This is a genomic window from Tibeticola sediminis (assembly GCF_003843835.1).
In the GTDB taxonomy this organism is placed as follows: domain Bacteria; phylum Pseudomonadota; class Gammaproteobacteria; order Burkholderiales; family Burkholderiaceae_C; genus Tibeticola; species Tibeticola sediminis.
This window is the reverse complement of record NZ_RKQL01000006.1, coordinates 96,713-115,916: the sequence shown is the minus strand read 5'-3', so window position 1 is coordinate 115,916 and position 19,204 is coordinate 96,713. Positions and strand designations below refer to the sequence as shown.

The 19,204-nt window shown below is 66.8% G+C and carries 21 protein-coding genes; all 21 read right to left on the bottom strand.

Features of this window, described 5'->3' with window-relative positions; translation table 11 throughout:
- Nucleotides 1–40 precede the first annotated feature (40 nt).
- Complete coding sequence (nagZ, locus tag EDC62_RS11795; RefSeq protein WP_124224013.1) at nt 41–1,144, bottom strand: beta-N-acetylhexosaminidase; 1,104 nt, start codon at nt 1,142–1,144, stop codon at nt 41–43.
- 66 nt (nt 1,145–1,210) lie between these two features.
- A complete protein-coding gene (acpS, locus tag EDC62_RS11790; RefSeq protein WP_124224011.1) occupies nt 1,211–1,654 on the bottom strand; it encodes a holo-ACP synthase in 444 nt (147 codons plus the stop codon).
- A 10-nt stretch (nt 1,655–1,664) separates the two neighbouring features.
- Nucleotides 1,665–2,411: a pyridoxine 5'-phosphate synthase gene (locus EDC62_RS11785; protein WP_124224009.1), complete on the bottom strand. Its 747-nt coding sequence runs from the start codon at nt 2,409–2,411 to the stop codon at nt 1,665–1,667.
- A 46-nt stretch (nt 2,412–2,457) separates the two neighbouring features.
- Nucleotides 2,458–3,210, bottom strand: coding sequence for a DNA repair protein RecO (gene recO / locus EDC62_RS11780; RefSeq protein WP_425469997.1), 753 nt, complete (start codon nt 3,208–3,210; stop codon nt 2,458–2,460).
- An 18-nt stretch (nt 3,211–3,228) separates the two neighbouring features.
- Nucleotides 3,229–4,272: a GTPase Era gene (gene era, locus EDC62_RS11775; protein WP_124224005.1), complete on the bottom strand. Its 1,044-nt coding sequence runs from the start codon at nt 4,270–4,272 to the stop codon at nt 3,229–3,231.
- Entirely contained in the window at nt 4,269–4,958 is a 690-nt protein-coding gene (gene rnc, locus EDC62_RS11770) for a ribonuclease III (protein ID WP_124224070.1), read from the bottom strand. The genes era and rnc overlap by 4 nt, the downstream gene beginning before the upstream one ends.
- A gap of 26 nt (nt 4,959–4,984) precedes the next feature.
- Complete coding sequence (locus EDC62_RS11765; protein WP_124224003.1) at nt 4,985–5,350, bottom strand: DUF4845 domain-containing protein; 366 nt, start codon at nt 5,348–5,350, stop codon at nt 4,985–4,987.
- A gap of 50 nt (nt 5,351–5,400) precedes the next feature.
- Entirely contained in the window at nt 5,401–6,369 is a 969-nt protein-coding gene (lepB, locus tag EDC62_RS11760; RefSeq protein WP_124224001.1) for a signal peptidase I, read from the bottom strand.
- The gene (lepA, locus tag EDC62_RS11755) at nt 6,370–8,181 is read right to left on the bottom strand and encodes a translation elongation factor 4 (RefSeq protein WP_124223999.1); all 1,812 of its coding nucleotides are present in this window, start codon (nt 8,179–8,181) and stop codon (nt 6,370–6,372) included.
- A gap of 157 nt (nt 8,182–8,338) precedes the next feature.
- A complete protein-coding gene (locus EDC62_RS11750) occupies nt 8,339–9,781 on the bottom strand; it encodes a DegQ family serine endoprotease (protein ID WP_124224069.1) in 1,443 nt (480 codons plus the stop codon).
- Between the two features lie 162 nt (nt 9,782–9,943).
- Nucleotides 9,944–11,173: a MucB/RseB C-terminal domain-containing protein gene (locus tag EDC62_RS11745; RefSeq protein WP_124223997.1), complete on the bottom strand. Its 1,230-nt coding sequence runs from the start codon at nt 11,171–11,173 to the stop codon at nt 9,944–9,946.
- Entirely contained in the window at nt 11,173–11,925 is a 753-nt protein-coding gene (locus EDC62_RS11740) for a sigma-E factor negative regulatory protein (RefSeq protein WP_170159068.1), read from the bottom strand. The genes EDC62_RS11745 and EDC62_RS11740 overlap by 1 nt, the downstream gene beginning before the upstream one ends.
- A gap of 54 nt (nt 11,926–11,979) precedes the next feature.
- Nucleotides 11,980–12,627, bottom strand: a complete 648-nt coding sequence (gene rpoE, locus EDC62_RS11735) for an RNA polymerase sigma factor RpoE (protein WP_124223993.1) — start codon at nt 12,625–12,627, stop codon at nt 11,980–11,982.
- Nucleotides 12,620–13,087: a hypothetical protein gene (locus tag EDC62_RS11730; protein WP_148089188.1), complete on the bottom strand. Its 468-nt coding sequence runs from the start codon at nt 13,085–13,087 to the stop codon at nt 12,620–12,622. Before EDC62_RS11730 ends, rpoE begins: the two co-directional genes overlap by 8 nt.
- Nucleotides 13,088–13,253: 166 nt before the next feature.
- Nucleotides 13,254–14,498 carry a beta-ketoacyl-ACP synthase II gene (gene fabF / locus EDC62_RS11725; protein ID WP_124223989.1) on the bottom strand — a complete coding sequence of 415 codons (1,245 nt, stop codon included), beginning with the start codon at nt 14,496–14,498 and terminating at the stop codon, nt 13,254–13,256.
- A gap of 6 nt (nt 14,499–14,504) precedes the next feature.
- Entirely contained in the window at nt 14,505–14,741 is a 237-nt protein-coding gene (acpP, locus tag EDC62_RS11720; RefSeq protein WP_124223987.1) for an acyl carrier protein, read from the bottom strand.
- A gap of 138 nt (nt 14,742–14,879) precedes the next feature.
- A complete protein-coding gene (fabG, locus tag EDC62_RS11715) occupies nt 14,880–15,629 on the bottom strand; it encodes a 3-oxoacyl-ACP reductase FabG (protein WP_124223985.1) in 750 nt (249 codons plus the stop codon).
- 45 nt (nt 15,630–15,674) lie between these two features.
- Entirely contained in the window at nt 15,675–16,625 is a 951-nt protein-coding gene (gene fabD / locus EDC62_RS11710; protein WP_124223983.1) for an ACP S-malonyltransferase, read from the bottom strand.
- 60 nt (nt 16,626–16,685) lie between these two features.
- Nucleotides 16,686–17,663 (bottom strand): beta-ketoacyl-ACP synthase III, encoded by a 978-nt coding sequence (locus EDC62_RS11705; RefSeq protein ID WP_124223981.1) that lies wholly within the window; start codon nt 17,661–17,663, stop codon nt 16,686–16,688.
- A complete protein-coding gene (gene plsX / locus EDC62_RS11700) occupies nt 17,660–18,730 on the bottom strand; it encodes a phosphate acyltransferase PlsX (RefSeq protein ID WP_124223979.1) in 1,071 nt (356 codons plus the stop codon). Before plsX ends, EDC62_RS11705 begins: the two co-directional genes overlap by 4 nt.
- Before the next feature lie 99 nt (nt 18,731–18,829).
- Nucleotides 18,830–19,012, bottom strand: coding sequence for a 50S ribosomal protein L32 (gene rpmF, locus EDC62_RS11695; protein WP_124223977.1), 183 nt, complete (start codon nt 19,010–19,012; stop codon nt 18,830–18,832).
- Nucleotides 19,013–19,204: the final 192 nt, after the last annotated feature.

Genomic DNA, 19,204 nt, shown 5'->3' with positions numbered 1-19,204 from the left:
AATCGGCCCCGCAAAGGGCCTATTCCGGGTTGCCGAAGATCTACGGCAACCGCTCGAGCGCGTGCTGGTAGGCCTCGCTGCGCATCAGTTCATCCCACTCCAGAGCCGGCGCAGCGGGCAGCAGCGAGCGGCGGCGCGCTTCACTCGCGCCGCGCGGCGACCAACGGCCGCGCACCACCGCTTCCGAGAGGCCATCGAGCAAGGCGTCGATCGGCGCGCCGCCCTCGAGCGACTGGTTGCACAGCAGCACCAGGTCGCAGCCCGCCTCGAGTGCCGCCAGCGCCGCCTCGGTGTGGCTCACCGCTCGGCCATCGAGCATGCGCGCGCCCGCCATCGACAGGTCGTCGCTGAATACCGCGCCGGTGAAGCCCAGGCGCGCGCGCAAGATGTCCTCGAGCCACACCCGCGAAAAGCCCGCGGGCCGCGCATCGACCTTCGGATAAATCACATGCGCGGGCATCACCGCCGCCAGCGTGCTCGACAGCCAACCGTAGGGCGCCGCGTCGGCAGCCAGCAGGGTGCGCAGCCCGCGCGGATCGACCGGAATGTCCACATGCGAATCCGCCCGCACATAACCATGCCCCGGAAAGTGCTTGCCGCAGTGCTGCATGCCCGCGCGCAGCAGGCCATGCATGAGGCTCTTGGCCAGCAGCGTCACGACGCGCGCGTCGCTGTGAAAGGCGCGGTCGCCAATGACGCTGCTGCGCGAGGCGCCGGTGCGCCCGTCCGGCCAATCGAGGTCGAGCACGGGCGCAAAGCTCAGGTCGACCCCACAGGCGCGCAGTTCGGCGCCGAGCACATAGCCCGCCGCGCTGGCCGCGTCTTGCGCGCGCAAAGCACCCGCCCCGACCGGCCCCTTGCCGTCATCCAACCACATCTCGCCGAAGACGCGCATCGGCGGCAGATGCGTGAAGCCATCCTCGCGAAAACGCTGCACACGGCCGCCTTCATGGTCCACGCAGATCAACAAATCCTCGCGCACGTCCTTGATCGAAGCGCACAGTTCGGTCAGCTGGTCGCGGCTTTGCCAGTTGCGCGCGAACAAAATCAAGCCGCCCGTGAGCGGATGCGCCAGACGCCGCCGGTCGTCCTCGGTCAGAGCCGTCCCGGCGATGTCGATGCTGATGGGTGCGCCAAAATCCATGATCTGTACACTTTCTTTTTGATAGCAATAAACGTCCATTTCACGCCGGCAATGCAGCAGAAATGGCTAAAAATCCGGCGACGGCTCGGCCGAGCGCATGCGCGGGGCCAAAGTGCCTGGCCTCAGCTCGACGACACAATAAGCACAGGCCATGTCCCCTTCGTCGCTCACGCTCAGGTGCGCCACCAGGCCGCGCGCGGCGCACCACTGCGCCAAGGCGCCGTGCAGCACCACCGTGGGCTGACCGCTGGGCAGGCGGCCCACTTCGCAGTCGCGCCAGCGCATCGGGGAGCGCAGCCCGAGCCCGATGGCCTTGCTGAAAGCCTCCTTGGCGGCAAAGCGCGTGGCGAGAAAACGCGTGCCGCGTTCCGGCCAACGCGCGCTGCGCTGGCGCCAGGTCGCCAATTCGCCTTCGGCGAGGATGCGCTCGGCAAAACGCTCCCCGTGCCGCGACAGCGCCGCAGCGATGCGCCGCACATCGCACAAATCGGTTCCGATGCCGTAAATCATCCTCGGCCCATCATGCGGCCGCGCGGGCGATGCAATCGAGATAGGCGCGCACCGTGGCGTCATAACCGAGCTCGAGCGCATCGCTGATGAGCGCGTGGCCGATCGAGACCTCGCGCACGCCAGGCACCTGGCGCAGGAAGTCGGTGAGGTTGTCGCGATTGAGGTCGTGGCCCGCGTTGACCTCGAGTCCCGCGTCCAGCGCCGCCAGCGCCGCAGCCCGATAGCGCTCGAGCTGCTCGGTTTCACTCGCGTGACCATAGGCGGCGGCGTAGGGCTCTGTATAGAGCTCGATGCGATCGGCGCCCACCGCACGGGCAGCCGCCATCTGCTCGGGCACGGGGTCCATGAACAGGCTCACCCGCACGCCCAGCGTCTGGCACTCATGGATCAGCGGCCGCAGGCGCTCGGCGTCGTCGGGGAAAGTCCAGCCGTGGTCGCTCGTGAACTGGCCCTGCGCGTCCGGGACGAAGGTCGCTTGGTGTGGCCGCACCGCGCGGATGAAGTCCATGAGGTTGTGAAACGGATTGCCCTCGATGTTGTATTCGCGGCCCGGCCAGTCCTGCAGCAGCTCGGCGAGTTCGTACACATCGTGGGCACGGATGTGCCGCTCGTCGGGCCGCGGGTGAACCGTGATGCCGTGCGCGCCCGCCGTCAGACACAGCGTGGCCGCGCGCGTGACGCTCGGTATGCCCAGATGACGCGTGTTGCGCACCAAGGCGACCTTGTTGAGGTTGACGGAAAGGGCCGTGTGTTTCATGTGGGACTCGAAGGAACGCAGCGGAAAGGGAGCGCAGCGGAAAGGGTCAGAGGGCTTGGAGGTCGATGAGCATCTGCCGCGTGCGCAGCGTGCCCACCCCGCAATGGTAGGTCAGCAGCCGCCGCAACTGCGCGCGCAGCGCCGCAGGCATCGAAGCGCAGACCTGCAGCAGCGCCGGATAGGGCGGATCGGTGTCCAGCGCGGCCTGCAGCGCCCGCCAGTGCCGTGCCTCGAGCGCGGCCGTGTCGTCGTCGTGCGCGACCCGGATGCCGCCCTCCGGCACGAGGCAATACAGGCTTCCCTCGTGCAGCGGCTCGAGCGTGAGCGTCTGCAGGTCGAGCTGCGGCAACAGCCCGATCTCGCGCAGCAGCAAAAGCTCGAAGGCCCGCAAGGCTGCGGGGTCACTGTCGACCCGCGGCTCGGCCAGCGCGCGCACCGTGGCCGCGTAGGCGTCGAACAGGCCCGGATGGGGATCATCGCGGGCGAGCAGGCGCAGCAGCAGCTCATTGAGGTAGTAGCCCGCAAGCAGCGCGTCCCCCGTGGGCATGACATGGCCGCCCACCCATTCGGCCGCCTTCAGGGTGCGAATCTCCGCGTCACCCCCAAAGCTCAGCCGCAGGGGTTGCAGCGGCAGCAACACCGGGCGGAAATTGGAACTGGGGCGCTTGGCCCCCTTGGCCACCAGCGCCACCCGACCCTGATGGCGGGTAAAGACCTCGAGAATCAGGCTCGACTCGCTCCAGTCATAGCGGTGCAGCACGTAGCCGGGCTCGTCGGCGATGCGTTTCATCGGCGGCAGCGACCCCCGAGGCGAACCTCACTCGTAGCCAAAGGAGCGCACCCGCGCCTCGTCGTCGGCCCAGCCGGAACGCACCTTGACCCACAACTCGAGGAACACCTTGGCGTCGAACAGCCGCTCGAGCTCCTGCCGCGCCTCGGTGCCGATGCGCTTCAAGCGCTCGCCTTTTTCGCCGATGACCATCGCCTTGTGCCCCTCGCGCTCGACCACGATCGTCGCAGCGATGCGCACCAATCGCTGATGGGTGCGCCCGGGCTCCTCTTCGAAGCGCTCGACGAGCACCGCCGAGGTGTAGGGCAGTTCGTCGCCGGTCAGGCGAAAGAGCTTCTCGCGCACGATCTCGCCGGCCAGAAAACGCTCGCTGCGGTCGGTCAGTTCGTCCTCGCCGTACCACCAGGGCTGCTCGGGCAGATAGCGCTCACAGACCTGCAGCAGCCGCTCGACATCCTTGGGGTTTTTTGCCGACATCGGCATGAATTCCGCAAACGGATGCCGCTCCTGCATCGACTTGAGCCAAGGCGCGAGCGTGGCGCGCCGGTGCACGGAGTCGAGCTTATTCGCCACCAGAACGACCGGAATGCCGGGTTTGAGCAAGGCAAGCACCTGCGCGTCGGCCAAGGTGAAGCTGCCGGCCTCGACGACGAAGAGCACGAGGTCCACGTCGTCGACCGCACCCAAAACCGTCTTGTTGAGCGACTTGTTGAGCGCCGTGTGATGCCGCGTCTGAAAGCCCGGCGTGTCCACGAACACGAACTGCGTCGCGCCCCGGGTGCGGATACCGGTGATGCGATGGCGCGTGGTCTGCGCCTTGCGCGAGGTGATGCTGATTTTTTGCCCCACCAGCGCATTGAGCAGCGTGGATTTACCGACGTTGGGCTTGCCCACGATCGCAATCAGCCCACAGCGCTGCCCACCCGCCTCCGGCTGCTGCGGCGTGGCAGCGATCGCCTCGGAGGCCGACGCCTCGACCGGTGACACGGAACCGCCGCCCGGGGTCACGCTGGCCGCGGCCGCCTTGGTGGACGCCGGGTCGGCATCGGGAATCAAGGGCTCGGTGTTCATCGCGGGGGGTGGTTCTCGAGTTGGACCAGCATCGCTGCCGCGGCCGCTTGTTCGGCCGCCCGACGCGAGGGGCCGGTGCCGGTGGCGCTGCGCTTGAGCGCCGCGACCTGACACTCGACTTCGAAGGTTTGTTGGTGTGCGGCGCCATACGTCGCCAGCACGCGGTACAGCGGCAAAGCCATGCGACGCGCCTGCAGCCACTCCTGCAAACCGGTCTTGGGGTCTCGCGCCGCCGCTTTCATTTCAGGGCGAATGTCCACGTGCCGAAACAGCCGACGCACCAAGGCGTTGGCCGCATCGAACCCCGCGTCCAGGTAAACCGCGCCGAGCACGGCTTCGAGCGCGTCGGCCAGGATCGACGGTCGCTGCTTGCCGCCCGAGCGCTGCTCACCCTCGCCCAAGCGCAACATCGACGACAGATCGAGGCCGCGCGCCAATTCGGCGAGCGTTTCCTGCCGCACCAGGTTCGCCCGCACGCGCGAGAGATCGCCCTCGGGCAAACCGCTCAGGCGCTCATACACCAGATGGGCAACCGCCAGGTTCAGCACGGAGTCGCCGAGAAACTCGAGCCGCTCGTTGTGGTCGGCACTGAAGCTGCGGTGGGTCAGCGCGCGCTGCAGCAAGGCCTCATCTTTGAACCGATAAGCCAGACGCTGCTGCAGCAGTTCCAAGGGCGCCGCCTCCATGCGCGCCGCCGCGTGTCCCGGGGCACTCACGGCGCGCTGCTGCCGCGGTACTTGAGCAGCAAGTACGCCGGGCCGACGAGGTGGATTTCCTTGTTGTAGGCAAAGCGCACCACGACCCGGTCACCCTCTTTCGTGATGTCGAGGTCGTTGGGCGTGACCGAGGTGATGTCATCGACTTCGGTGGCGCGTTGGAAGATGTTGCGCACCTCGGCCACCGTCGTGCCTTCGCTGGCCTTTTTCACGGCTTTCTTCACCGCCAGATATTCGACGACCGTCGGGAATACCTGCGCCCCGACGACCATCACACTGCCCACCACGGCGGCGACGAACAACATGCCGATGAACGTGATGCCGCGCTGGTGTCGGCCCAAACCGCTCCGGGTGATCCTCATGGTCTGCTCCTCCGATGCTCGATGGGCGCTTGCCTGCATCCGCCCTTGCCTCACTGAAACGATCCGATCCGGTTGAGCTTGCTGAAGCTCATCCAGATGAAAAACGCCCGCCCGACGATGTTGGCGTCCGGGACGAAGCCCCAATAGCGGGAGTCGAGCGAGTTGTCGCGATTGTCGCCCATCATGAAGTAGTGGCCCTCGGGCACGCGGCAAACCACGCCTTCGACGCTGTAGCGGCAATGGTCGCGGAACCGGAAGTCGCTGGCCCCGAGCACCATGGCTGGGCGATCCGGGTCGTTGAGCAAGCGGTGCGCGCGGCCGTCGAGCGTCTCCTCGAACTGGGGGAAGTAGCGCATCGCGTCCTCGTCGAAGAAGTCGGGCAAGGCGCGGGTGGGCACAGGCTGACCGTTGATGGTCAGCCGCTTGTTGAGGTAGGCCACCTCATCGCCCGGCACGCCCACGACCCGCTTGATGTAGTCCACGCTGGGTTTGGGCGGGTAGCGAAACACCACCACGTCGCCGCGCCGCGGTGGCGTACCTTCGGTGATCTTCGTGCGCAGCACCGGCAGCCGCAGGCCATAGGTGTATTTGTTCACGAGAATCAAGTCGCCGACGAGCAGCGTCGGGATCATCGAGCCCGAAGGAATCTTGAACGGCTCGACCACGAAGGAGCGCAACAGGAACACCGAGACGATCACGGGGAACAGCCCAGCGGTCCAATCGAGCCACCAGGGCTGCATCAAGAGCCGCTCACGCGCCGCTTCGACGGGTGCGGAGGCGTCGCTCACCAGCCCCAGGCGCTCCTGTTCGGCCCGCCGTGCCTCGGCCTCTTGCTCGAGCCTTGCGGCCGCCGCGCGCCGCGCGGGCAGGAAATGCCACCGCTCGGCCACCCAGTAGAGCCCCGTCACGAGTGAGGCGGCAAAGAGCAGCAGCTCGAAGTTCCCTTCGATCCAACCCAAGTACCAAGCCCCTGCGTAAGCGGCAAAGGCAGCCAGAATCGCGCCAGTGAGGACAGGCATTTAATCTTCCACCTGCAAGATCGCGAGGAAGGCTTCCTGCGGGACTTCGACCGAGCCGATCTGTTTCATGCGTTTCTTGCCTGCTTTTTGTTTTTCGAGGAGCTTGCGTTTGCGGGTGATGTCACCGCCGTAGCATTTTGCCAGCACGTTCTTGCGCAGCGCCTTGATGGTTTCGCGCGCAATGATGTTCGAGCCGATCGCGGCCTGGATCGCCACATCGAACTGCTGGCGGCTGATGATCTCGCGCATCTTGGCCACCACCGCGCGGCCGCGGAACTGCGCCTGCGTGCGGTGCACGATGATCGAGAGCGCATCGACCTTCTCGCCGTTGAGCAGGATGTCGACCTTCACCACGTCCGACGCCCGGTACTCCTTGAACTCATAGTCCATCGAGGCGTAGCCGCGGCTGACCGATTTGAGCTTGTCGAAGAAGTCCAGCACGATCTCGCCCAGCGGCATTTCGTAGGTGAGCATCACCTGGCGGCCATGGTAGGCCATGTTGATCTGCACGCCGCGTTTCTGGTTGGCCAGCGTCATCACCGGCCCCACGTATTCCTGCGGCATGTAGAGATGCACGGTGACGATGGGCTCGCGGATTTCCGCGATCCGCGCCGGCTCGGGCATCTTCGAGGGGTTCTCGACCATGACGACTTCGCCGTCGGACTTCACCACCTGGTAGACCACACTCGGCGCGGTGGTAATGAGGTCCTGGTCGAACTCGCGCTCGAGCCGCTCCTGCACGATCTCCATGTGCAGCAAGCCCAGAAAGCCGCAGCGGAACCCAAAACCCAGCGCCTGCGACACCTCGGGCTCGTAGTGCAGCGAGGCGTCGTTGAGCTTGAGCTTTTCCAGCGCGTCGCGCAGCGCGTCGTATTCGCTTGCTTCCGTCGGGTAGAGGCCGGCGAACACCTGCGGCTGGATTTCCTTGAAGCCGGGCAAGGGCTCGGTCGCGGGAGTCAAATGGGCGCCGCTGGCGGTCTTGACCGAGGTCACCGTGTCCCCCACCTTGGCCGCCTGCAATTCCTTGATGCCCGCGATGATGTAGCCCACCTCACCCGCTTCGAGCGACTCGCGCGGCTGGTTGGCCGGCGTGAACACGCCGAGCTGGTTGGCTTCATACGTGGCGTCGGTGGCCATGAGCTTGATGCGCTCGCCTTTTCTCAAGTGGCCGTCGACCACACGCACCAGCATCACCACGCCGACATAGCTGTCGAACCAGCTGTCGATGATCATGGCGCGCAGCGGCGCCTCGGGCTTGCCCCGCGGCGGCGGAATCTTGGCCACGATGGCTTCAAGGATCTCGTCCACGCCCATGCCGGTCTTGGCCGAGCACGGGATGGCCTCGGACGCGTCGATACCGATCACGTCCTCGATCTCGGCCTTGGCGCGTTCGGGATCGGCTTGCGGCAAATCCATTTTGTTGAGCACCGGGATCACTTCGACGCCAAGGTCGAGCGCGGTGTAGCAGTTCGCCACCGTCTGCGCCTCGACACCCTGGCTCGCGTCAACGACCAGCAGCGCGCCCTCGCAAGCCGAGAGCGATCGGCTCACCTCGTAGGAAAAATCGACGTGGCCCGGCGTGTCGATCAGGTTGAGGTTGTAGACCTGACCGTCGCGCGCCTTGTACTGCAGCGCGGCGGTCTGCGCCTTGATGGTGATGCCGCGTTCCTTCTCGATGTCCATCGAGTCGAGCACCTGCTCGCTCATTTCACGGTCCGACAGCCCGCCGCAGCGCTGGATCAGGCGGTCGGCGAGCGTCGACTTGCCGTGGTCGATGTGCGCAATGATCGAAAAATTTCGGATGTGTTTCATTGCTGAGGGGGTTGGGCAGGCCATCAGGGCCTGCGGCTTGGGCAAAAAAAACGCGCCCGCGATCGGGGCGCGCTGCGTGATCGGACTCGGCGCCGTCACCCCGAATTCGTTGGGCAACAGGCGCCAGTACCGACCCGGGTGCGATATTTTACGGGCTTTACCGCCCCGGCCGGATCAGCGCGTACTGCGCCCACTCGCCGCGGCGGAAGAGCACGCTGACGGGTTTGGATCGGTCGAGCCGCGCCAAGGCCGCTTCGAAGTCGCGCACGTTGGCCACTTCGATGTTGCCGACCTGCAGGATCACATCCCCCTCGCGTAGGCCCGCACGCGCGGCCGCATCGGTCGCCGCATCGACATGCACGCCGCCTTTGAGCTTGAGCTCGCGCCGCTGCGCTTCGCTGAGGTCGCTCACCGACAGGCCCAGATGCGCCACGGTCAGCGCGGATTTGGGCTTCTCGGGCTTGCCACCGCCCTTTTTCGCCACCGGCTTCTCGGGCTCGAGTTCGGCCACCACGATGCTCAGGTCTTTGTTCGCGCCGCGGCGGAACACCGTCACCGTGCTTCGGGTGCCTGGCTTGGTGCCGCCAACGATGCGCGGCAAATCGCTCGCACTGTCGATCGGCTTGCCGTCGAATCGCAGGATGATGTCGCCCGGCTCGATGCCGGCCTTTTCGGCGGGCGAACCCGGCTCGACCGCCCGCACCAAAGCGCCCTGCGGCTTGGCCAGCCCGGCGGCTTCGGCCACATCCTTGGTCACGCGGTCGATCTGCACGCCGATGCGCCCGCGCGTGACATGCCCCGTGCTGCGCAGCTGATCGCTCACGCGCATGGCCTCGTCGATCGGAATCGCGAAGGAGATCCCCATGAACCCGCCCGAGCGCGAATAGATCTGGCTGTTGATGCCCACCACCTCGCCGCGCATATTGATCAGCGGCCCGCCGGAATTGCCGGGGTTGATCGCGACGTCGGTCTGGATGAAGGGCAGATAGTCGCCGGTGTCCCGCTGCTTGGCGCTGACGATGCCGGCCGTGACGGTGTTCTCCAGGCCAAACGGCGAGCCGATGGCCAGCACCCATTCCCCGACCTTGAGACGGCTGACGTCGCCGATCTTGACCGCAGGCAAGCCGCTGGCCTCGATCTTGACCACCGCCACATCGCTGCGCTTGTCGGCGCCGACGATGCGTGCCTTGAACTCGCGCTTGTCGGTGAGCGTGACGATGACTTCGTCGGCATCGGCGACGACATGCGCATTGGTCATCACGTAGCCATCCGGCGAAAGAATGAAGCCCGAGCCGACGCCGCGCGGCCGCTCCTCCTCCGGCGCACGGTTGTTGGGCCGCGGCGCTTGGCGCGGAATGTTGGGCATGGGCACACCAAAGAAGCGCCGGAAAAATTCCTGCATGTCGGGGTCGATCTCGACATCCTCCTGCGGCGCGCGCACGCGTTCGATGGTGCGAATGTTGACCACCGAGGGCCCGACCTGTTCGACGAGGTCGGTGAAGTCCGGCAGCACACGCACCGCCTGCTGCTGCGGAGACTGGGCCAGCGCGGGCGCCTGCGGAATCCAAGCCGCCCATGCAGCGGTCACGCACAAACCCATGGACACCCACCGGCGCCAGGCGCCGTGCGTGTCCCGAAGGGACAGGGATCGATTCGTCATCATGTTCTCCGTGGTTGACTCGACTGTCGAAGTGGGCACGCCCCGCGCACCGGCACATGCCCGTAAGCCATCACCGCCCGCCCGGGCGCGGGCGTCCATCCGTCAACGTCCGACACGGCGCAGGTTGACCAGCAGCGCGTCGAGCGTGCGCAAGGGCACCTCACCCACGGCAGTCAGCCACCACGCGGGCGGGCTGGCCACCTCGGCGGGCCGGGAGCGCATCTGCGTCGCGCCGACCCGTGCGGTCAAGCTCGTGCCGTGCCGCCGCGCCTCGTAGGGCTCGATGAACACCGAAACCGCAGCCAATCCGTCGGTCCAGATGCACTGGAGCACCCAACGATCGCGTGCGGCCTCACCAGCGGCGCCCGCCCGCCACGGGGCTTCATGGCGGCGAACGCAGCGATCGAGGGCGAAGCCTTCAGGCACCACGTCCATGCGCCAGCCTTCGGCCTCGAGGCTCGTGGGCTCGAGCGGCTCGCGCCACAAGCGAAATCCCTCGGGCAGCTCGAGCCGGGGCGCGAGCACCTCGGAGTGGATGACCGGCTGGAAGGAAAGTTCCGTAAAACTGGTTTCTTCGAGCACCCGACCGCTGCCGGCGTCGAGGATCTGCCGCCGCAGCACCAGCCCGCCCTCGCGCGCCCGCCAGACTTTCTGGGCAAACCGCAGGGCGTCTCGGGGCCAGACCTCGTAGCCATCGGCCACATGGCCGGCCACCCGCCCAACACCGATCGCGCGGAAGTGGTAGAGCGCTTCGAGGGCGGTCCCCGGCGGGTGCTTGAGGTCGGGGAAGGTGCTCAGTAAAACCATCGGCTCGACGCGCACCAGGCGCTGCGGCGTGTCCCAGACGACGACCTGTTCGTCGCTGCGAAACACCACGCGCTGCGCGCCGCTGAGCATTTCGACCCGCTCGAGCGTCGCTGCCCCGGTATGCACATGAACGAGCCGAGCCGTCGAGAGCACGCCGCCATCGGCCGAGACGACCAGCGTGCCGGCATAGCTGCGCTGACGCGCCGCCTGATGCAAATCCTCGAGCCACGCCGCCAACCCTCCGGCTTCGGCGGTCACCGCCGGCGGTGCCCCCGCGGATGGGGCGGCCAGCGACCCCGCGGGTGCAACCGCGACGGGCGCCGCCCCGGCGACCACGGGCACCGCCAGCAGCCCAGCCCATAACCCGATCGCTTGCGCACCCCAGAGCACGGCCAGCCGCGCGACCCGCCCCGCGGCGAGTCGCCCGCGCCAAATCCAAGCTCGCCGCGCGCACCCCTGTGTGCGCTCGCCTGCGAAGGGTACCCGCCAGGGCGCACGAGGCGCGAGGGATGCACGCTGCAGCATCAGCGCACCGGAGCGTTCAGACCCACGCGCTGGATCGTGCGCGCTTCGACGCCAAGCTCGCCCATGCCCGGCCCCCAGGGTCGATGGGCGGCGAGGAAGCGGTCCAGCTCCGGATCGCGCAAAACAACGCCATCGCGCGCCTCGACCGCACCGCTGGCGCCAAACGTGGCGCCTTCCACCGCCGCCGGCGCGGTCACGCGCGCCGACATGGGCGCTCGCGTCGCCAACACCCAGGCGTCACCGGCGGTGGCCATCGGTGCCCCGGGGCCCGCATCCCCGGAGGGCCGGGCAAACTGAAGGCCGAGCGAGACCACCGCCACCAGCGAAGCGACCGCAGCAGCAAGCCGCCACCGCCAGACCGGATCGTTGGCCGCCGGACGGTTTTCCCAGTCTTTTTGATTGGATGCCGGGGTAATTCGGTGCGTTGTTGCTATTGATTCAGAAGCGTCGTGGAGCGCCATCGGGGGCAGCTGCGCCTGAGCCGCCTCGGCCTCGATGAGCTGGCGAACCCGCTGCGCAAACGCACGGTCGCCCAATTGCGCGGCGCTGCCCACCGCCTGGGTCCGCAGCACCTCACCGGCCAGCCGGTAGAGCCGCCAATTGGCGCACGACGTGTCGTCGGTGCTGACTTCGTCGATCGTGAGCGCCAGCGCTGCACCCTCGAGTTCACCGTCGAGCAGCGCGCTGATGCATTCGTCGGACGGGGGCAGCGCTCCGATGCGGGTCGCGGAAGTGGGTGTCGATGTATTCACGGGACTCCGATGAAAGTTCGTCAAATTCGGCTCTGGGCGGGACGGGGCGGGCTTTCACCAGCGCTTGCCGCTGCGGTGCTCGAGCAGCGGCCGCAGCCTCGACGCGATGGCTTCGCGTGCACGAAAGATCCGCGAACGCACGGTTCCGATCGGGCTGTTCATGACGTTGGCGATTTCTTCATAGCTCAAGCCGTCGATCTCGCGCAGCGTCACGGCCTCGCGCAACTCGGGCGGCAGGTCCTCGACTGCGGCATGGACGGCCTCGGCGATTTCCCGCGCCGCCAGTTCCGATTCCGGGGTTTCCGCCGTCGTTGGTTCGTCTTTCGCGCCGGAAGTTTCATCGTCTTCGGCTTCGGCGCTGTCGCTGCGGGTCTGCGGCATGCGCTTGAGTTCCAGCAAGGCTTTTTTGGCGGTATTGACCGCAATCCGGTACAGCCAGGTATAGAACTGCGCGTCGCCGCGGAACTGCCGTAGCGCCCGCCACGCACGGATGAAGGCTTCCTGCGTGACCTCTTCGACCAGGGCGGGGTCGCGAATCATGCGTGCCACGAGCCGCTCCACCCGGCGCTGATACTTCAGCACGAGCAATTCAAAGGCGCGGGTGTCCCCAGCCTGAGCCCGCTCGACCAGCGGCCGGTCCTCGTCGGGCAGGGGTGATGCGGACCCTGCGCCTTGCGCGGGCCGCTCGCTCGACTCATCCATGGTCGGCCTCCTGCCGCCGCGCCGTTGCGACGATGGCCCGCCGCAGCGCGCCCCAGTGTTCCGGGTCGAAGCTGCAAGACAGCCAAAGCCACCTCGGCCCCGAACCGTCCACCCGCTCGACCCACAGGAAGCGGCCACCGTCGAGGCGCACGCGCCAGGCACTGCAGCTTGCCCCTTGCGGCCCGAGCCAGCGCTCGCCATCGAATTGCAAGCAGCCCTCGGAAGGCTGGCCCAGCGTGCGCAGGGCAAACCCCGCACTGCCGAGGGCGACGGCACCTGCCGCCCATGCCGCGCCCCAGGACAAGCCGGCCCGCACCCCAAGGGCAAGGAAGATCAGGGTCGAAAACAAAAGCGCTGCGACCACCGCCTTGGGTCCGGCGGTGGGTCGCAGCGCATAACGAACGGCGGGAACCTGATGGTGCCGCCGCGCGTGGTGTCTCCCGTGCCGCTCCACGGGCATGGAGTCAGGGACAGGGAGGGAATTGGGCGTGCCCGTAAGGACGGCCCAAAACGCGCCCGAGTAGGCGCAAAGCAGCCCCATCGCTCGGGCTACTGCGAGCATTTCCAACGCCCTCGGGCGTACTTTGGGACGTCCAGGCGGGCATGACCGATTTCCTCTCAGCCTCTCAGAGACGGCGGAACACCAGCGAGCCGTTGGTGCCGCCGAAGCCGAAGTTGTTCTTGAGCGCGACGTCGATCCGCATGTCCCGCGCCGTGTTCGCGCAGTAGTCGAGGTCACACTCCGGATCTGGGTTCTCGAGGTTGATCGTCGGCGGGCACTTTTGGTGGTACAGCGCCAGCACGGTGAACACACTCTCGATGCCGCCGGCCGCACCCAGCAAATGCCCGGTCATCGACTTGGTGGAGCTCACGACGATTTTCTTCGCGTGCTCGCCCAGCGCTGCCTTGATGGCATTGGTTTCATTGATGTCACCCAGCGGCGTCGACGTTCCGTGGGCGTTGAGGTAATCCACCGCCTCGGGACCGACGCCTGCATTGGCCAGCGCCTGAACCATCGCCCGCCGCGGACCGTCCATGTTCGGCGCCGTGATATGGCCGGCATCGGCGCTCATGCCAAAGCCCGCGAGCTCGGCGTAGACCCGTGCCCCGCGCGCCTTCGCATGTTCGTAGGACTCGAGCACCATCACGCCCGCGCCCTCGCCCAGCACGAAGCCGTCGCGGTCCCGGTCCCAGGGGCGGGAGGCGCGCTCGGGCTCATCGTTGCGGGTGGAGAGCGCCCGCATGGCCGCGAAGCCGCCGATGCCCAAGGGCGAAACCGTGGACTCAGCGCCGCCGGCGATCATCACGTCGGCATCGCCGTATTCGATCATGCGGCCCGCTTCGCCGATGCTGTGCAAGCCCGTCGTGCAGGCCGTGACGATGGCGAGGTTCGGACCTTTGAAGCCAAACCGCATCGACACATGGCCCGAGATCATGTTGATGATCGAGGCCGGAACGAAAAACGGCGTGATGCGCCGCGGCCCCCGCGCCACGAGCTCGGCGTGCGTCTCCTCGATCAGGGGCAAGCCGCCGATGCCCGAGCCGATGATGCAGCCGATGCGCGTCGCGGCTTCTTCGGAGAGCGCCTCACCCGTGGGCAGGCCGGCATCTTCGACGGCCTGGACCGCCGCCGCGATGCCGTAATGAATGAAGGTGTCCATCGTCCGCGCATCTTTGGGCGACAGATAGGCACCGAGGTCGAAGCCCTTGACCTCACCGGCGATGCGGCAGGAAAACGCCGACGCATCGAACCGGGTGATGGGGCCGATGCCGGAGCGCCCAGCGAGCAGGTTGGACCAGCTCTCGGCCACCGTGTTTCCCACGGGGCTGATGCAGCCCAAACCCGTGACGACGACGCGACGACGGGTCATGTTCGATCAGGCCTGCTTGGACTTGGCGTAGTCGATGGCGGCTTGCACCGTTGTGATTTTCTCGGCGTCCTCATCCGGGATTTCGATGCCGAACTCATCTTCCAGCGCCATCACCAGTTCCACCGTGTCGAGCGAGTCCGCACCGAGGTCGGCCACGAAGGCTTTCTCATTGGTGACCTGGGACTCTTCCACGCCGAGTTGCTCGGCGATGATCTTTTTGACACGTGCTTCGATATCGCTCATGGGTTCCCTCTGAGGGTTGTGAAAAGCTTGATTTTAACCAGCCTAGAGGCCGGTCCCTAACGACAGGCCTGCGGCCTGGCATGAAGCCCGAGCGCAGACACCCCGGCGCGCAGGGCACAAGCGCCGCGCCTCAGCCTCTCAGGCCATGTACATCCCACCGTTGACGTGGATCTCCTGGCCCGTGATGTAGCCCGCCTGGGGACTCGCAAGAAACGCGACGGCGTGGGCGATGTCCTGCGGCCGGCCCAGGTGGCCCAGCGGGATTTGGCTCAGCAACGCTTTCTGTTGCTCTTCCGTGAGCGCAGCCGTCATGTCCGTCTCGATGAAGCCCGGCGCCACGCAGTTGACGGTGATGCCACGGCTGCCGAGCTCACGCGCCAGCGCCCGGCTCATGCCGGCCACCCCGGCTTTGGCCGCGGCGTAGTTGGCCTGCCCCGGGTTGCCCGAGGCCCCGACCACGCTCGTGATGTTGATGATGCGCCCGTAGCGCTGCTTCATCATCGGGCGGATCACGGCGCGGCTGAGGCGAAACACGGCCTTGAGGTTGGTGTCGAGCACCGCATCCCAATCTTCGTCCTTGAGCCGCATCGCCAGCATGTCCCGGGTGATCCCGGCGTTGTTGACCAGCACCTGCAATCCGCCGTGCTCCTTCACGATGCTCTCGACCAGCGCCTCGACCGCCGGTGCGTCGTTCACATCGAGCCGCACCCCCCGCGAACCCGAATCCGAGCCGAGCGCTGCCGAAATCCGCATCGCCCCCTCCTCGGTCGTGGCCGTGCCGATGACCCGAAAACCCTGTTCCGCCAGTTGGCGGGCAATGGCCGCGCCGATCCCCCGGCTGGCGCCCGTAACCAAGGCCACTTGGCCTTCCATTCGCTCTTGCGACATCGTCGATGCTTTCTTCTGAGAGGACATTCCAGACAGCGACTGGCCTCAAGCCAGCCGCGACTTCCATTCGGCCAAGGCCGCCGGACCGTCGATCGCCCCGCTCTCGAGCGAGGGATCGATCCGCTTGACCAGCCCCGAGAGCACCTTGCCAGGCCCACACTCCACCACCGTGGAAACGCCGCGCGCCTTCATCGCCACCACCGTCTCGACCCAGCGAACCGGGCCAAAGGCCTGCCGATACAGCGCATCACGAATCCGTGCCGGGTCGCGCTCGATGGCCACATCGACGTTGTTGATGACATCGATCCGCGGCGGCGCAAACTCGGTTTGTTCGAGCCGCTCGCGCAATCGCTCGGCCGCGGGCCGCATCAGGCTCGAGTGAAACGGCGCCGAAACCGGCAGCGGCAGCGCCCGCTTGGCACCGGCCGCCTTGAGGTGCTCGCAGGCGCGCTCCACCGCCGCGCGCGTGCCCGCAATCACCGTTTGTATCGGATCGTTGAAATTGACCGCTTCGACCCGCTCGCCTGAGGCCGGATCGAACTCGGCCGTCACCGCCGCGCAACCCGAAACCACTTGGTCGGCCGGCAGCCCCAGAATCGCCGCCATGGCGCCGGTGCCGACCGGAACCGCCTCCTGCATGGCTGCGGCGCGCAGACGCACGAGCGGCGCCGCCTGCGCCAGGCTCAGCGCCCCGGCCGCCACCCAAGCCGAGTATTCGCCCAAGGAATGCCCGGCCAGCAAAGCGGGCTCGGCACCGCCCTCCGCACGCCAGGCGCGCCAGGCAGCCACACCCGCCACCAGCATCACCGGCTGCGTGTTGGTCGTCAGCGCCAGCGCCTCCTTGGGCCCTTCGTGGATGAGCTTGGCCAGATCCTCACCCAAGGCATCCGAAGCCTCGGCCACGGCCTCGCGCACCGCCGGGTGATCGCCCCAGGCGTCGAGCATGCCAACCGACTGCGAACCCTGGCCCGGGAATACAAAGGCAAACGTACTCATGTCTCTCTCGGATTTTTAGAAGAAATCAGGCGATCGCCGGCAGAAACCGACCCCCTGTTGCTACATTTTGAGGAACACAGAGCCCCAGGTGAAGCCCCCGCCCACCCCCTCGAGCAAGACCGTCTGGCCGCTCTGGATGCGCCCGTCCCGCACCGCGGCGTCGAGCGCGAGCGGAATCGACGCGGCCGAGGTGTTGCCGTGCTGATCGACCGTCACGATCACGCGATCCATCGGCAGCTTGAGCTTGCGCGCAGCACTTTGCATGATGCGCACATTCGCTTGGTGCGGCACGAGCCAGTCGACTTCTTCCGAGCCCATGCCTGCGCGCTGCAACACCGCGCGGGCCGTTTCTTCCAACACCCCGACCGCGAGCTTGAACACCGCCGGCCCATCCATCTTCAGCAAGGGGTCGCCCAGCACCTGCCCGCCCTGCACATGGCCAGGCACGCACAGGATGTCGAGATGGCGGCCGTCGGCGTGGATGTCGGTGGCCAGGATGCCCGGCCGCTCGGACGCTTCGAGCACAACCGCGCCCGCCCCGTCACCGAACAAGACACAGGTCGTCCGGTCCTTGAAATCGAGAATGCGGCTGAACACCTCGGCGCCGATCACGAGCGCACAGCGGGCGGAACCCGAGCGGATCATGGCATCGGCCACGGTCAGCGCATAAATGAAACCGGTGCAGACCGCCTGCAGGTCGAACGCGGGGCAACCGGCGATCCCCAATTTGCGCTGAACGATGGTGGCCGTCGAAGGAAACACCATGTCCGGCGTCGATGTGGCGACGATGATCAGGTCGACCTCGGCCGGTGAGCGGCCCGCGGCATCGATCGCGCGGCGCGCGGCCTCGGCGCCCAAATCGCTGCTGAACATGCCCTCGTCCGCGAAGTAGCGCGCGCGGATGCCGGTCCGCTCGACGATCCAATCGTCCGAAGTTTCGATGCCGTCCCGAGCGAGACGCTCGACCATGTCGGCATTGCTGAGTCGGCGCGGCGGCAGCGCGCTGCCGGTGCCGGTGATGCGAGAGTAAAGGCTCATGGATTCGTGGGTGCAGTGCTGGCGCCCGCGGGGGCCGCAACGCCCAGCGCCAGCAAGGGCGCCGCGTGGGCGATGCGCGCCTCGACGCGATCGAGCAAATGGTGACGGGCGGCATCATACGCCCGCTCCAGCGCGAAGCCGAATGCCAGCGCATCCGCCGAACCGTGGCTCTTGAACACCAAGCCACGCAGACCCAGCAGCGCCGCACCGTTGTAGCGCCGGTGATCGACCCGCTTCTTGAATGCCGCCAAAACCGGGTAGGCCACCACCGCCGCAAGCTTCGTCCCAAGGTTGCGCGAAAATTCTTGCTTGAGGAACTCCGCAATCATGCTGGCAAGCCCTTCGCTGGTCTTGAGCGCCACGTTGCCGACGAAGCCGTCGCACACCACGATGTCGGCCGTTCCCTTGAAAATGTCGTTGCCCTCGACGTTCCCAATGAAATTGAGGTCTCCCGCCTCCCCCGCCGCGCGCAGCAATTCACCCGCGCGCTTGATCATCTCGTTGCCTTTGATTACCTCTTCGCCGATGTTGAGCAAGCCCACCGACGGCGCCGTGCGACGCTCATCGAGCACCGAAACCAGGGCCGAACCCATGACCGCGAACTGCAACAGGTGCAGCGCCGTGCAATCCACGTTCGCCCCGAGATCGAGCACCGTCGTCGCCCCGCCGCGCACGTTGGGCAACTGGGTCGCAATCGCCGGACGATCGATGCCCTCGAGCGTCTTGAGCAGATAACGGGCCACCGCCATCAGCGCGCCGGTGTTCCCGGCCGAGACCGCCGCCTGCGCCTGGCCGTCCTTGACCTGGGCGATCGCCACGCGCATCGACGAATCGCGCTTACGCCGCAGCGCGACCTCGACCGGGTCGTCGCTCGCCACCACCTCGCTGGCAGTCACGACCCGCGTGCGCGGCCAGTCGATCTTGGCCAGCGCCTCGGGCAGCCCCACGAGAATCAGCGACGCATCGGGATGGCGCTCCAAAAACTGGCGGCAGGCCGGCAAAGTGATCTCGGGGCCGAAATCGCCCCCCATGCAATCGACCGCAAGGGTCAGGGAACTCGTCGTCATTGCGGATGGGCCAGAGGTGGTGTGTCGCGGCGTCGCGCCCGACAAAGAAAAAGGCCCGAGCTACCTGCGTAGCAACGGGCCTCGTCCTGCGCCAACGGCTCAGGCTTCGGATTTCGGCTTGATCACCTGGCGGCCCCGGTAGAAACCGTTGGGCGTGATGTGGTGGCGCAGATGCACCTCGCCGGTGGTCGGCTCGATCGCAATACCGGGCACCGTCAACGCGTTGTGCGAACGGTGCATGCCGCGCTTGGACGGCGATTTCTTGTTTTGCTGGACAGCCATGTTGGCTCCTTTGAGTCGAATGGAGAAAAATCACGGAATGCAGGGAGCAATCCAAAGGACACCTGCCGGCTGGGGAACCGCCCAAAGGCATAAGGGTTTCCGACCCCTGCGTCGAACGTCTCAAACCTAGGTCGAGACAGCCTTTCATTATACCGCAGCAGTGCCACGTGGCGGCCCGCATGGCGCCCGAGC